This window comes from Microcoleus sp. N9_A2 (assembly GCF_036701775.1).
GTDB lineage: Bacteria > Cyanobacteriota > Cyanobacteriia > Cyanobacteriales > Microcoleaceae > Microcoleus.
This window is the reverse complement of record NZ_JAUBRH010000002.1, coordinates 109,944-123,857: the sequence shown is the minus strand read 5'-3', so window position 1 is coordinate 123,857 and position 13,914 is coordinate 109,944. Positions and strand designations below refer to the sequence as shown.

Here is a 13,914-nt window from a genome sequence, read left to right as displayed (position 1 = left end):
CTAACGCTGCTTTTATTGTAATCGTACTCCACCTGAGTGCGACTCAACTTCCCCGCTGACTCGACGAAATAAGTTCGATCGCGCGTTTTCAGTATTTTCCCAAACGGAAAAGTTATCATTGATAACTTCCGATCGCCCGTTAGCGAAGCCCTCGAAAACGATCGCCAATTCCCCGCAAAATACTAACACAAGTGCCCTACAATTATCCCACCATCCGGCATCAACCAACCTGCTAACCCCATGCTTTGCGATTACCTAGTACAAATCCTCACCGCCCGCGTCTACGATGTTGCCCAAGAAACACCCCTAGAAGTCGCCCCGAATCTATCAGCACGGCTCAACAATAAACTTTTGTTGAAGCGAGAGGATATGCAGTCGGTGTTTTCCTTCAAACTGCGGGGTGCGTACAACAAAATGGCGCAACTGTCGCCGGATTTGCTAGCACAAGGTGTGATTGCAGCTTCCGCCGGCAACCACGCCCAAGGAGTCGCCCTCGCCGCCCGCCACCTGGGAACTCGCGCGATCATAGTCATGCCCGTAACGACGCCACAGGTGAAGGTAAATGCGGTGATAGCCCGTGGTGGAGAGGTGGTTTTGCAGGGTGATACTTACGATGATGCCTACGCCTTTGCGCGCCAATTAGAGGCGGAAAAAAACTTAACTTTTATTCACCCTTTTGATGACCCCTACGTGATTGCTGGACAGGGTACGATCGGCATGGAAATTCTTCGGCAACATCAAAAACCAATTCACGCGATTTTTGTGGCAATTGGCGGCGGCGGATTGATTTCGGGAATTGCAGCTTATATCAAGCGGTTGCGGCCGGAAATTAAGATTATTGGCGTCGAACCGGTGGATTCCGATGCGATGAATCAATCGCTGAAAGCGGGTAAACGGGTGCGTTTGTCGCAGGTGGGTTTATTTGCTGATGGCGTTGCTGTGCGGGAAGTTGGGGAGGAAACTTTTCGGCTTTGTCAGCAGTATGTGGATGAGATTATTTTGGTGGGTACGGATGATATTTGCGCGGCGATTAAGGATGTTTTTGAAGATACGCGATCGATCTTAGAACCTGCAGGCGCATTGGCGATCGCAGGTGCGAAAGCTTACGTCGAACGGGAACAAATCGCAGGAGAAACATTAATTGCTGTTGCTTGCGGCGCGAACATGAATTTCGATCGGCTGCGTTTTGTAGCAGAAAGAGCCGAGTTTGGCGAACGCCGCGAAGCGATTTTTGCAGTCACAATTCCCGAACAAGCTGGCAGTCTCCGCAGGTTTTGCGAGTGTCTTGGCAAGCGCAATTTAACTGAATTTAGCTATCGAATTGCAGATGAGAAAGAAGCACATATTTTTATCGGCGTGCAAATTGAAAACCGTGCCGATGCGGTGAAGATAGCCGCAAGTTTTGAAGATTGTGGCTTCAAAACTTTGGATTTAACTGATGATGAATTAACGAAATTGCACGTGCGGCATATGGTGGGCGGGCGTTCGATGCTGGCCAATCATGAATTGTTTTATCGCTTTGAATTTCCCGAACGTCCGGGTGCGTTGATGAAGTTTGTCGGTTCGATGAGTCCTAACTGGAATATCAGCGTTTTTCACTACCGGAATAATGGGGCTGATTACGGGCGAATTGTGGTGGGAATTCAAGTACCGCCCGATGAGATGCAGGAATGGCAGGCTTTTTTGGATACCCTGGGCTATCAGTATGGGGATGAGAGTCAGAATCCGGCTTATAAGTTGTTTTTGAGGTAGGGTTTTTGGGGTGGGTTTTTGGGGAAAGGGCGATCGTCCAAAATGATCGCATCTCGATACAATGGGTAAAGAAGTCTAGCAAGGAAAATGCCAGAGTATGACACTCCGGGAAGAACTAATCAGCGAGATTGAGCAAGCCTCAGATGATGTACTTGAGGTGCTATTGAGTTTTTTGCGTCAGACGCGCTTGTCGAAATCGGAGGGTTTTCGGGCGATCGAGTCGGCTGAAATTTCGAGTGTTGGATTGACAGTACAAAAGCATTATCCTCTGCGCGGGCTGCCGCTGGCGATCGCTGAGGATTTTGATGTGCCGATGCAAGTTTCCCAACTAATCGAGGGAATTGTCACGATTATGGAAAATAAAAATGTAGGTTTGAGGGACTTGTTGGGTGGTTTAGAAGCCGAGAGAGAGGCGATTTGGCACGCAAAACAGTCTTGATGCGTAGGATATTTGCAGACTCTAGCTTATTAATTGCCGGATTCATATCCACTATGTGTGATTTTTCAATTGCCTTCCACTAACTCACTATTTCTTTGTACCAAAGTAAATTCCTCTTTCCATTTTTTCAGGATATCAACATAACTTAGAACGCCCAGTAGATTTTTTTCTCTTCCCTCCTCTGTATCGCAAACTGCTAATGTTGAAGGAGGATACATCCCCTCAGAAGAATCATAAAACTTGTCTAGACACTTTTCTAATATTGTTCCTGGCATAGGAGTATAGAGACGTTCGACAGGAGTCATAAAATACTCAACACCTAAATTACCAAGTTGGTTAGTAAATGATCTATGATTACAAGCCATGACCTGAATATCTTCTACAAAACCTTCTAGTCTCTTACTTTTAGGCTTAGTTACCACTGGTAGTGAACGAACATTTGCTAAACGCATAATAGCATCCCGCAGACATTGAGCCTTGTGTAAAGTCCATAATGGTTGGTCGTCAGCATCCATTGTAGCAATCCGATCAACTCTAGTCTTTAAATAGCTATCTTGATGCTTAATAAACTTCTTCAAAACATCAGTATAGGAAATAAATCCTAATAATTTTTTACCTTCCATTACGGGCAAACAACTGATGTATATCTTCTTCCCTGCCACATCTTGCCTGACAGAAAGGAGTTCAACTGCCTTAAGGATTTGATCATCTGGACTCACAGCAATCAAATTTTGATATGAAAAAAGCTTGTCTACTGTCTCATCACCTAGCTCATCGATCAAATTAATAAGTATTGAAGGGCTTATTTTAATACCTGTTGCATCCTGAACTTCTTGTGGAATTAGCATATTTCCTGGGGGAACTAATGTAACAAGATCGCGCCTACTCACTATTCTGAAACATTCTTCAGTATTGGGATCGATGACTGGACAGTGACGAACACCTAAACTTGTCATTTTGTAGAAAAGTTCAGAAAAGCGAGAGTCTTTTTCAACATAGGCTAGCTCATTAAAAGGTGTGTAAATTTTAGTTACACAATCGAATGCTGTATTCGTCATAATGAAACCTCTTACCTTAAGTTGATTTAAAGAACAGTGAAACAAACTCAATACTTTTATTGCTGGATATAAAGTTTTGTCAACTCAATATTTTTTGGTTTGCATAAATATTATATAATTTAATTTTGACGGAATTTTTAGCGAATTCAATAAATTTTTTCCTGATAAGTTCTGCGCCGATCATGTCAACAAATATATAATCATTTGTACATAAGAATAAAAACATATAGACACAATGATCAAAAGGTGCTACTGCTTTATAGTTTTGATTGGCAAACTGACTCACTATTTTCCATCTCATGTCACCTTGAGAAACCGAAAAATAATTATGTAAGTCTTGCTCTTGTATGTTTATTTGGGCATATATATTGCTAATTACTCCCTCTATCTTATTTATTTCAACGCATAAAAAGCTAAAGTGTAATTTCTTTGCCCATTTCAAGATAATCTGGTTTAAATATTGTATGGTACGAGGGCTACTTGTATTCATAGTCCAAGGATTAACGAAATTTTGTTTGAGAGTGATAGAATCAGCGAATCTACCTAAAACACCTATTAATTTCATACTAAAAATAAATTCAACTGCCCAAGTATTATTTATCAATTCATGCCAAGATGAGAGTATTATATCTGCTGGTATCGCTTGTCCTCCAATAGGTGCTGTAACAATTTTATTTTGTATTTCTACTATTCGTCTGTGTCTATCTTTCGCAGTCATTGCACATACTTTTTGGGTTTGGACATTCAGAACAGGAGAACCGCTAAATCCAGGTCGTATATTTCCACCGCTTAATGTAAGTAAACGACCTTTATCTGATAAACCCTCATATTTTGGAGATGTGCTATCTCCATCACGTCCCTTCTCTGGATAGCCGTAGGTATATAAACGCTGACCAATTTCAACTTCTTTTTTATCTAAAAAGACACAGGGATGATTCACTAAATCAACACTCAAAAGTGCTATGTCATAAGTTTCTAAAAAACCAACAACTTTGGCTTCAACCTCTTGACCATTCCAGTTTGCTTTAATGCAACTTCCTCTATGACTTTTTCCTATAACGTGTTTACAGGTAAGAACAAAGCCAGGAGCAACAAAGAAACCTGTTCCATAATCATCTTGACTATTTAAGCGTAATGTGCTTTCTTGTAGAAGTGTTTGAAAACTGCTATTTTGATCGGATTGCATATATTAGAGCCAACTATCAAGATAAAGCTTAACGTTCTGTGTTGCTCCACTCTAGAGTTATTTTTAGATTTACTTTCCCAGAACCCTGAATAATTTGTGCAAGAAGTTTACCTGATTCCTGCTGAAGTTCTATGCCGAACTCTACCGTAGCTTTAGTAGGTTTAGCTATCGCTAGACTTTTTGATAATTCCTTAGAAATTGCTGAAATAGTTTTATTGACTTCTTCAAAAGACAGTATCTTACCAGATACATCAGATTCAATTTCACTATCATTTGTAGTTGTCCAGCTAGGGCAAGTAGCTTCAACCCTAACAGTTATGCCATCGATATTAACTGGTACTGTGTGTGTTTGATTCGATGTCATAGTTACTCTGTTTATTTATTGGGTTAGTCTGAATTTTATTTTTTCTCTCATTATGCTATACTCATCGCCCGTAAACTGCAAACTAAAAAAGTTGGAAAAAGTTGGATCTTCCTCAAATGGCGATCGACAACTGGTATACAAAGCAAAAAAGTTGGGGAAAGTTGGGAAAAGTTGGGTATAGTAACGATAGCCATCTCACCAGCCCACCTATGGACATTCCTCAGACAGTGCAATTTGTCGATGAAGCTGTCTGCACCAAGACAGGCAAACATCTAAATAACTTGCAGCGGAAAATTATCGCGGGAATACTGAATCGTCAAAAGTATGCTGATGTTGCAGAAACTTATGATTATAGCGACAAGCACATTAAAAAAGTCAGTCACGAGCTTTTGCAAATGTTATCTGATGTCTTTGGTGAACAAGTTAAAAAAAGTAATCTTGAATCTGTTTTAGAACGGCAAATAAATGTAAATATAACTTTAGGTAATAAAAACGCTCACAATAAAAACAGTGTAAGTATAGGGTCTATCAACAATTGCCCTGAACCGTCTACTCGTACCCCAGAGAAAAGTCAGTCCGAAACTCCTGACTTTCATGACAATAATCAAACTAATTTTGAAAAAATTGGTAAATTACGGCAGTTTGGCTTGAGCGACGAGCAAATTGCAGAGGTACTAGAACTATCCTTAGATGTGGTTAAGCAGGTTGATTTGGAAGAGTAAGTCTGCGCCCTGTGCCAATTTTACTGGATCGGGCGATTCCCTACGGGATAGCTTCGCTTCACGCTCTTAGTTGTTTTGTTATAATCATCGAAGGTTGCCTTGTTGAAGGAAAATAAAATATTACCATATTTTTTCAGCTATGAACACAAAACTCATTGAATCCTTAGTACAAATCATCCAGACACTCTCAGAAGACGAGCAATTGCTAATAAAAGCAAAACTATTTAATAACATCCCCTATCCTTCTACTGTCGAAATAACCCAGTTAGCCCAAAGCGGAGGAGCATTTCAATTCCTGGACGACGAACCTGATATTTACACCCTTGAAGATGGAGAGCCAATTTAGTGAAGCTAAAAAAAGGAGATATTGTTTTAGCTGAATTTCCCTTTACAGATTTGAGTCAGAAAAAGTTACGTCCGGCTTTAGTGCTGTGGGCAAGTTCAACCATAGATGAAATTACGATCTGCTTCATTTCTTCGCAAAATGTCACTAGCCTAAGTTTAGATGAATTTGCTTTAAATGCTTCAGATGCCGAATTCCCCAGCACGGGATTAAAAGTATCTTCTAAAGTTAGAGTGACTCGGATTGTCAGTCTTGAACAGAGATTAATACTGAGACGATTGGGCGAGTTAGGAAGTCAGCAAATGCAGGAATTGAATGCAACTATCATACAAGCATTTCAATTAGTATAGCCTTGTTTACTCTCGCGTACTTGCCGGAAACGATCGCAAATCCCTGCAATAAAGGTTTCGCCATCAATCGGTGGAGTATGTTCGGACATGGCAACAGCAGCATCTATTTTAACTCGTACACCATCGATCCACTGGCGATCGGCGCGATCGTACTCATCTAACAATCGCAAAGCAACTTCACAACACAAACTAGAATCATCGTGCAAACTCATAGGCAATATTCGTGATGCGGCCGCGCCAGTAGGGCAATAGCGAGCCATCAGGTAGTTGCCACGCCACCTCACCCGACAGCGGAATCCGCATACCGTCTCGCAATTCGTAGTCCCAGAAACGACCCTGCCAGGGTGCAAACACCAGCCCACCGTTAACTGTACGGGCGCGGGCCTCGGCGCGGATACTGGCGATTAGCCCTGCTTCATCAAAGCGGAAATCCAGGGAAACAGCGGTGTCGCCATCCTGTAGCGTTGCTCTGGCCGAAGAATTGTCGATCGCCTCCCAGCGAACACCCTGACTCGGCAGCAGTCTCGTCGGATACCAAGCAGCCTCCGCGAAAAAGCGCATCAGTTCCCCTTGTGCAGCTTCTGGAGTGCCACGGATATCCGCCAGAGTCACCAGGCCCAGCAGCGCCGCATGGAGGATGCCTTCGCCAGAAATGTAGGCATCATGAACAAACGCATTGATACCGGGCATCATGGCAATTCGCGCGTCCCAATCAAAGCCAGGGCGCTGAGTAATTACGAGTTGAGTTGAGGTGAAAGCACTCCATTTTTCTGCGCTTTCGCTCATGTTAAACGTGCCTTCGTGGGAAACCCGCGCTGCTACAATTAGCGGTTGTCCATCCTTGATCACCGTGCGAAAGTAGCGCTGCACTGGCTGGGGTAAATCGGCGATTTCCCGCGCATCAAATGTGAGAGGTTTAATCGGCGATCGTGCAGCTTCCAGATTCGCTCGCAGTTCCTTGGTACCCAGATGCCAGCGGTATGTTCCAAGGGCGATCGCCCCAATAATGCCAACTACAAGCGCGAGGATGATTAGTACGATCGCCGATCGCCACATGATAATTCCTCTTAAGTAGGTCATTGCAAAAAAACAATAGTATCTTGTAGGGGCGGGTTTAGCTAAGAATCACGAGATAAAAGCGAGAATATGAAGGCAAAACCCGCCCTCTCCCCATCTCATGTTTATTTGTAACCACCTACTTATTCAATCGCCAATCTTAAACCCATCGACCCACTACAACTCTCACCGTTCCATCTGCCAAAGTTTCCTCTTCTTCAACATGAAAACCCTCTGACTGCACCGCCGCCATCAAACTTTTGCGCGCGTATTTTTGACTAATTAAATTGACAAATTCCTGCTGATTAATTCGAGCGCCCCAAAAATCCGCCACCAATTCGTAATCCTCTCCGCTGCGACGAAAACCCAAATCGTAACCGTTGGATTGCCGAATCACGTACTCCGCATTAGTTTTGTCACCCCGATAACCCCGTACCTGCACATTGGATTCTACTTGATAACCCAACTCTTCCAACACTTGATGCAGCAGTTCGCCGTTCTTGATCTGAACCTTGATCGTTGTGAAGTGTGACATATCACTTTCGGATTTTTGTGTAAAACGCTGATTTGATTATAATACTATAAACCGCAACAGTCAATAAGTTATAAGTTGCGATCTTAAACCAGGTTTGAGCGTCAGCGAAAGCAGCCCGGTTACAAGCCCCCGGATTCATCTGTGCAGAAATTAACAACATAGTATCCGATAACAATTTCCCCGATTTATCCGTGCGTGAGTTCGCTTTCTTCAATCCTCCAATTCTTGAATCTAAAATCCAAAATCTAAAATCTAAAATCGTATGATGGCCGACAATTCTAACCAACCCAGAGAATATGATGCCGTCCTCGGCGGTCAAAGTCAAATCCCGATCGCCGGCGCTGTTTTGGGAGGCATCGCCGGAGTCAAGCAGCGCTTCAACAGTCCTACTATCGAGGCTCGGATTGCCGCTGTTAAAGATGCTCCTAAATACGGAGGCGCTGGTTTAAATTTAGCAATTGAGGCGCTGCTTGACCCCGCAGCAGAAGTGCAGCGAGTTGGTTATTTAATTTTGCGATCGAGGACAGAACCGCTAGTGCGCCAAGCTTTAAAAGACTTCGTGCCTTACAAGCTTTTTGACTGCATCCGCACTGTGAAAACTGGGACAAATCTGGCGATTAGTCCCGGAGGCGATCGCACGGCGAGTTTGCACGGCAAAATAATTAGAATTTGCGATGTAGATACAGGAGAAATACTCTATACTGTTGACAAGTATCCCCGCGCTCAAGAAACTTTTGTCCTTTGCAAAGAAAGCGAAGTTTTTGTGAGGAGCAGAAATACTCCGAAACATCGTGCGATCGAAATTTGGCAGGGAGGAGAATTGCGGCATACTTCCCTCGGACATGAAGCGGAAATTAGCGCAATTGTCATCAGTCCCGACAGTCAAGTTATCGCCAGCGGTTCGGCAGATACTACTATCAAAATTTGGAATTTAGAGACGGGAAAGTTAATCTGTACTTTTGGCAGTCATTTAACTTGGGGAGCTCATAAAGCAGGAATTGTTAGTCTTGCTTTTAGCCCGATCGCACAAAGTCTCGCTAGCAGCAGCTCTGATGGTACAATTAAACTGTGGAACCTCCGCAGCAGAGAATGCTCCCAAACAATTAAGGGTTACGCGAATTGTCTGGCTTTCAGTCCAGACGGGCAGACTTTGGCTACTGGCGGCTGGGACAGAAATATTCAACTGCGGCAGCTATCGAATCCAGATAGTTCAATCACTTTAGCCGGGCATTTTAACTCGATAAATGCGATCCTCTTTAGTCCCGACGGACGCACTGTTGTCAGTGCTAGTGCCGATGGTAATATCAAATTTTGGAATGCCAGTACCGGCGAACATATTCACACTCTCAGTGGACATCAAAGCTCTGTTACTTGTCTTACTTTTAGCAGCGATGGTGCAACTATTATTAGCGGGAGTATAGACAAAACTTTCAAAATTTGGGGAGTTAATTGAAGGAAGAAGGAAGTTCGGCAACGGATTCTGTAACGGATGTAGCGGATGGAAGAAATAGGGCATAGGGAATAGGGCATAGGGCATAGGGCATAGGGCAGAAGGCAGAAGGCAGAAGGCAGAAGGCAGAAGGCAGAAAGAAGAGGGAATCGACCTCATGATTTTCACAAATTAAGTACCTCCTAACCATTCAGGCGCTGGCTATATTTACAAATTCCAGATTCCAGATTCCTCGGTGCGTGAATCTACGCAAACAAATATAATAAATTTACAATCCCAGTTCTTGTGCAAGCAGAGAATTGCGGAACTTCTTTTGGCACTACTACAAATAGTTACCGTAAAAATACCGATTAGCAGGCATTATTCAGCTTATTATCAATTTGTAAACGGTCGCCCAAAAGCCTGAGCGAGTTGCAATTTCTGAATCCTTTAAAGTAGCTTTAATATATCGCATCTTGGTCGGATGAGTATTCCTGCTAATTGTAATATTTGACTGAAAAAGTTTATGCTTAAAAGATAGGCTGGGGTTAAATATACAGTGCGCCCTAGAGTAACCATGTCACACTGCAACCAATCCATCTGTCGTTCCCGCCATTTCGCAGAAATGTGCGATACTGCTGCCAGTTGGCAGCAAAAAGCCGATCGACTAACGGTAGAATTAAACACCACCCAGGATCTGCTTCACGCAGAAATCGATCGGCTCAAACAAGCCAACGAAACCCTGCACGCCGCTGTCAGTTGTGCCCCAATTTTCCTGTGGGCAACAGACAAAGAAGGCAGGTTAACCCTTGCAGAAGGCAAAGGATTAGAAAATTTGGGACTCACACCCGGTGCAACTGTTGGGCTGTCGATTTTGGAAGTTTACAACAGCCAGCCAGATATCTTAGAAAATATTGCCGACGTATTAGCAGGAAACGATCGCACTTGGAACGTCCGAGAGAGGCATTTTATTCACGAAATTCGATCGACAGCGCTGCGAGATAGAAACGGCGAAGTTGTCGGGGCAGTGGGTATTTCTACTCAAATTACCGAGCGCGAGGAGTCGATCGCAACTCTGGAAATGGCAAATCAAGAATTAGAAGAGAGACTGCAGCGGCAGACGGCAGCCTTCAATGCAGCACTTGCCGAAAGCGAAAAAAAGTACCGCAACCTCGTAGAAACCTCCCAAGAATTGATTTGGTCGATCGATATTGAAGGCCTCTTGACTTTTGTCAATTCCGCCGCCAAACGCATCTATGGTTACGAACCGCCAGAAATGATCGGGCGCCGCTTCACCGAGTTTTTCGTTCCCGATCAAGAAAGTAGACCAAGAGAAATATTTGCCCAACTTTTAGCAAGAACCAGAATTCAGCCACAAACCGCTAATTCTCCTTACGAAACAGTACACATTCGCAAAGACGGTACTCCCGTCCACCTGCGCCTCAACAGCATCGTCAACCAAGCTGAAAACGGCGCTATTTTAGGCTTGTGCGGAACTGCGACAGATATTAGCGATCACAAGCGATCGGAAGAAGCACTCCAAAAAGCTACAGACCAACTTCGCGCCGTTTTGGATGCCGTACCCGGACTGATTTCTTGGATCAGTTCAGATTTGCGGTATATAGGAGTCAACCAGCACTTAGCAACCTCATTTAACCTGTCTCCTGAAAGCTTTGTCGGTCAAGAAATTAACTTTCTCGACAAAGGCTCGACTTTCGGAGAACTGATCCGAATTTTTTTTGACAGTTCATCTCAGCAAATCTGCCAAGAAATAGAAATAGAAATTAACGGTTTCGTCCGCAACTATTTGATAGTAGCTCAGAAATATCATCAGGGAACCGCTGCTGTTTCTGTAGGAATAGACATTACCGACCGCAAGCGTGCAGAAGCTCTCAAAAACCAATTGATCTGCTCGTTACAAGAATCAGAACACAAATTTCGCAGCCTTTATGAAGCCACCAGCGACGCAGTAATGTTGTTTGACGAAAAGGAATTTTTTGACTGCAACCCCGCTACCTTAAAAATATTTTGCTGTAAAACCACAAAACAATTTTACGGCAACAAACTGAGCGACTTTTCCCCACAATTTCAGCCTAGCGGGGAAGACTCATTCAGTCTAGCAATACAGAGAATATCGACAGCAATGCAAACAGGTAGCTGTCGCTTTGACTGGGTAAACAAACGACTCGACGGTTCAGAATTTCCTGCTGAAGTGCTGCTAAATGCAATGGAAATTAACGGACGAAAAGTAATTCAAGCAGTAGTGCGAGATATTACAGAGCGCAAGCGCGACGAAGATGGCATCAAAGCATCCCTCGCCGAAAAAGAAGTTCTCCTCAAAGAAATTCACCACCGCGTCAAAAACAACCTCCAAGTTATTTCTAGTTTGCTCAAACTTCAGTCACGCTACATCCAAGACAGCAACGTTAGTGAAATGTTAAAAGACAGTCAAAACCGAGTCAGATCAATGGCCCTGGTTCACGAACAATTGTATCAATCCAAAGACTTGTCAAACATTGACTTTGCTGAATACATCCAAAATCTCGCCCACAATTTATTCCAAGCTTATGAAAATCATGCAGAAGGCGTCAAGTTGCAAACAAATATTGCGCCGTGTTCTCTCAATATTGATACGGCAGTTCCTTGCGGGTTAATTATCAATGAACTTGTGACAAATGCCCTCAAATATGCCTTTAAAGGACAAGTTAAAGGTAAAATTAACATAGATTTCACTTTAGATAATAACAGAGTTTGCGTGCTAACCGTGAGCGACAGCGGAATTGGTTTTCCTCAAGACTTAGATTATCGCCAAGCCCGAACGTTGGGTTTGCGACTGGTCGGGTCTTTAGTCAAGCAAATCCGGGGGGGAATAGAACTGTTAGAAACTGCTGGCACGACTTTTAGAATAACCTTTTGTCAACCCAAATTGCACTCTGAGGAGAAAAATTAGTGTCCAATAAAAAAATTTTGATAGTTGAAGACGAAAGCATTATTGCAGAAGACATTTCCGACAGTTTGATATCTCTAGGATATCGAATAACTGGCATGGTTTATTCGGGAGAAGAAGCGATTGAATCGGCAGCCAAGTTGCGCCCGGATTTAGTTTTAATGGATGTTAACCTGCAAGGAGAAATCGACGGCATTACAGCAGCCGAAGAAATTCGCTTGCGCTTTCAAATCCCGGTAGTTTATCTGACAGCTTATGCCGATGAAACTACTTTGCGACGAGTCAATAGTACAAAACCGTTCGGCTATATTGTCAAGCCATTTGAAGAAAAAAACTTGCACACAACTATTCAACTGGCACTCTACCGACATCAGTATGATAGCTTGACGAACCTGCCTAATCGTTCATTTTTTCGAGAAAAGTTAAGTCGAGTATTAGATGGTCAAAAAGAATTGTCAGGATTCGTTCCAGTTGTCACGCTTAGCTTAGATAAAATCAACCGCATTAACAGTACCTGGGGACACGATATCGGCGACTCAGTGCTTTGCACCATCGCCCAGCGGCTAAATAACTGCATAGAAAACATTAATATTGTTGCTCGTTTGGAAGCGGCAGAATTCGCGCTGATTCTTAAACCAGTTGCAGAAAAACAGGATGTGGCTAAGATTGCTCAAAACATTTTAGATCTTGTATCCCAAGGTATGATTGTCAAAGATTGCGAAGTCTATGTCACTGCTAGTATGGGAATCTGCTTGTATCCTGGGGACGGCACCGACGGAGATGAAATGCTGAAAAATGCTTATATAGCAATGTATCAATCTCAGCAGAAAGGCGGGAATAATTATCATTTTTATACAGCAAAAAATGCGAATTTTTTTATTAAGACACTTCTTCAAGAAACTTCACTGCGCCATGCTTTAAAAAGCTCAGAATTTGAAGTATACTATCAACCTCAAATAGAAATTAAAACAGGTAAAATGATTGGTGCTGAAGCTTTGGTGCGCTGGAATCATCCAGAACGGGGGCGAGTTTCCCCTGGGGAATTTATTCCCATGGCTGAAGAAATGGGCTTGATTGCACCGTTAGGCGAATGGGTATTAGAGACTGTTTGCCTGCAAACGAAAGCATGGCAAAGAGCAGGTTTGCCGCCCTTGCGAGTGGCAGTTAACGTATCAGCCCGTCAATTCGAGCGCAAAAATTTTACGGAAAGAGTCAGGGAGATATTAACAGAAACCGGTCTCGATCCCAAGTGTTTGGAATTAGAACTGACGGAAAGTCTGGTTTTGCAAGACGAAATTGCAGCAGCTAAAGCTTTTACGGTGTGGAGAGATATGGGGATTAGGATAGCAATTGATGATTTTGGGACGGGATATTCTTCTTTGAGTTATCCAAAACGCTTTCCGTTTGATGCGATCAAAATAGACAAGAGTTTTATTCGCGACATTGCAGACGATCGCCAAAATGCAGCGATAACAATAGCGATTATTCAAATGGCACACTGCATGAACATGACGGTGGTGGCTGAGGGGGTAGAAAATGAGCAGGAACTTGATTTTTTGTGCGAACACGAATGCGACGAAATTCAAGGCTATCTTTTCAGTCAGGCTTTGCCAAGGGCTGAGTTTGAAGCGTTGCTGAAAACCGATAAGTGCTGGAATTTAGATCAATTCCGGTTGCAATCCTCATGATAGTTGACTGTTGACTGTTAACTGTTGACTGTTGACTGTTGACTG

15 protein-coding genes are annotated in these 13,914 nt (G+C 43.2%); 8 read left to right on the top strand and 7 right to left on the bottom strand.

The features are described from left to right. Window positions 1–12 precede the first annotated feature (12 nt). Window positions 13–189 carry a hypothetical protein gene (locus tag QUA44_RS01780; protein WP_333247752.1) on the bottom strand — a complete coding sequence of 59 codons (177 nt, stop codon included), beginning with the start codon at window positions 187–189 and terminating at the stop codon, window positions 13–15. A gap of 30 nt (window positions 190–219) precedes the next feature. Here QUA44_RS01780 and ilvA point away from each other — a divergent pair, with 30 nt between their 5' ends. Beyond that, window positions 220–1,752 (top strand): threonine ammonia-lyase, biosynthetic, encoded by a 1,533-nt coding sequence (gene ilvA / locus QUA44_RS01775; protein ID WP_333247936.1) that lies wholly within the window; start codon window positions 220–222, stop codon window positions 1,750–1,752. A gap of 97 nt (window positions 1,753–1,849) precedes the next feature. After that, the gene (locus QUA44_RS01770; protein ID WP_333247753.1) at window positions 1,850–2,191 is read left to right on the top strand and encodes a hypothetical protein; all 342 of its coding nucleotides are present in this window, start codon (window positions 1,850–1,852) and stop codon (window positions 2,189–2,191) included. 65 nt (window positions 2,192–2,256) lie between these two features. Here the strand turns inward: QUA44_RS01770 and QUA44_RS01765 are convergent, their stop codons facing one another. The 3 genes from QUA44_RS01765 to QUA44_RS01755 form a co-directional block, all read right to left on the bottom strand. Then, window positions 2,257–3,249, bottom strand: a complete 993-nt coding sequence (locus tag QUA44_RS01765; protein WP_333247755.1) for a CBS domain-containing protein — start codon at window positions 3,247–3,249, stop codon at window positions 2,257–2,259. A gap of 79 nt (window positions 3,250–3,328) precedes the next feature. After that, window positions 3,329–4,435 (bottom strand): serine protease, encoded by a 1,107-nt coding sequence (locus tag QUA44_RS01760; protein ID WP_333247757.1) that lies wholly within the window; start codon window positions 4,433–4,435, stop codon window positions 3,329–3,331. A 28-nt stretch (window positions 4,436–4,463) separates the two neighbouring features. Then, window positions 4,464–4,799 (bottom strand): CU044_2847 family protein, encoded by a 336-nt coding sequence (locus QUA44_RS01755; protein WP_333247759.1) that lies wholly within the window; start codon window positions 4,797–4,799, stop codon window positions 4,464–4,466. 116 nt (window positions 4,800–4,915) lie between these two features. Here QUA44_RS01755 and QUA44_RS01750 point away from each other — a divergent pair, with 116 nt between their 5' ends. From QUA44_RS01750 to QUA44_RS01740, 3 genes are all read left to right on the top strand, one after another. Beyond that, window positions 4,916–5,521: a hypothetical protein gene (locus QUA44_RS01750; RefSeq protein WP_333247760.1), complete on the top strand. Its 606-nt coding sequence runs from the start codon at window positions 4,916–4,918 to the stop codon at window positions 5,519–5,521. A 139-nt stretch (window positions 5,522–5,660) separates the two neighbouring features. Then, window positions 5,661–5,867: a hypothetical protein gene (locus tag QUA44_RS01745; protein ID WP_015177442.1), complete on the top strand. Its 207-nt coding sequence runs from the start codon at window positions 5,661–5,663 to the stop codon at window positions 5,865–5,867. Beyond that, window positions 5,867–6,214: a type II toxin-antitoxin system PemK/MazF family toxin gene (locus QUA44_RS01740; protein WP_333247762.1), complete on the top strand. Its 348-nt coding sequence runs from the start codon at window positions 5,867–5,869 to the stop codon at window positions 6,212–6,214. Before QUA44_RS01745 ends, QUA44_RS01740 begins: the two co-directional genes overlap by 1 nt. On the opposite strand, the gene QUA44_RS01735 is transcribed toward QUA44_RS01740, so the two are convergent. The 3 genes from QUA44_RS01735 to QUA44_RS01725 all read right to left on the bottom strand — a co-directional run bounded on the left by QUA44_RS01735 (window position 6,202) and on the right by QUA44_RS01725 (window position 7,805). Further along, window positions 6,202–6,426, bottom strand: coding sequence for a hypothetical protein (locus QUA44_RS01735; protein WP_333247764.1), 225 nt, complete (start codon window positions 6,424–6,426; stop codon window positions 6,202–6,204). The two genes, QUA44_RS01740 and QUA44_RS01735, sit on opposite strands and share 13 nt — an antisense overlap. Next, window positions 6,410–7,294, bottom strand: a complete 885-nt coding sequence (locus QUA44_RS01730; RefSeq protein WP_333247766.1) for a DUF6920 family protein — start codon at window positions 7,292–7,294, stop codon at window positions 6,410–6,412. Before QUA44_RS01730 ends, QUA44_RS01735 begins: the two co-directional genes overlap by 17 nt. 136 nt (window positions 7,295–7,430) lie before the next feature. Next, on the bottom strand, window positions 7,431–7,805 hold the full coding sequence (locus QUA44_RS01725; protein ID WP_333247768.1) for a DUF1257 domain-containing protein: 375 nt from the start codon (window positions 7,803–7,805) through the stop codon (window positions 7,431–7,433). Window positions 7,806–8,067: 262 nt separating this feature from the next. Here QUA44_RS01725 and QUA44_RS01720 point away from each other — a divergent pair, with 262 nt between their 5' ends. The 3 genes from QUA44_RS01720 (at window position 8,068) to QUA44_RS01710 (ending at window position 13,869) form a co-directional block, all read left to right on the top strand. Next, window positions 8,068–9,258, top strand: a complete 1,191-nt coding sequence (locus QUA44_RS01720) for a WD40 repeat domain-containing protein (protein WP_333247769.1) — start codon at window positions 8,068–8,070, stop codon at window positions 9,256–9,258. A gap of 553 nt (window positions 9,259–9,811) precedes the next feature. Continuing rightward, window positions 9,812–12,184, top strand: a complete 2,373-nt coding sequence (locus QUA44_RS01715) for a PAS domain S-box protein (protein WP_333247771.1) — start codon at window positions 9,812–9,814, stop codon at window positions 12,182–12,184. Next, window positions 12,184–13,869, top strand: coding sequence for an EAL domain-containing protein (locus tag QUA44_RS01710; RefSeq protein ID WP_333247773.1), 1,686 nt, complete (start codon window positions 12,184–12,186; stop codon window positions 13,867–13,869). The genes QUA44_RS01715 and QUA44_RS01710 overlap by 1 nt, the downstream gene beginning before the upstream one ends. Window positions 13,870–13,914: the final 45 nt, after the last annotated feature.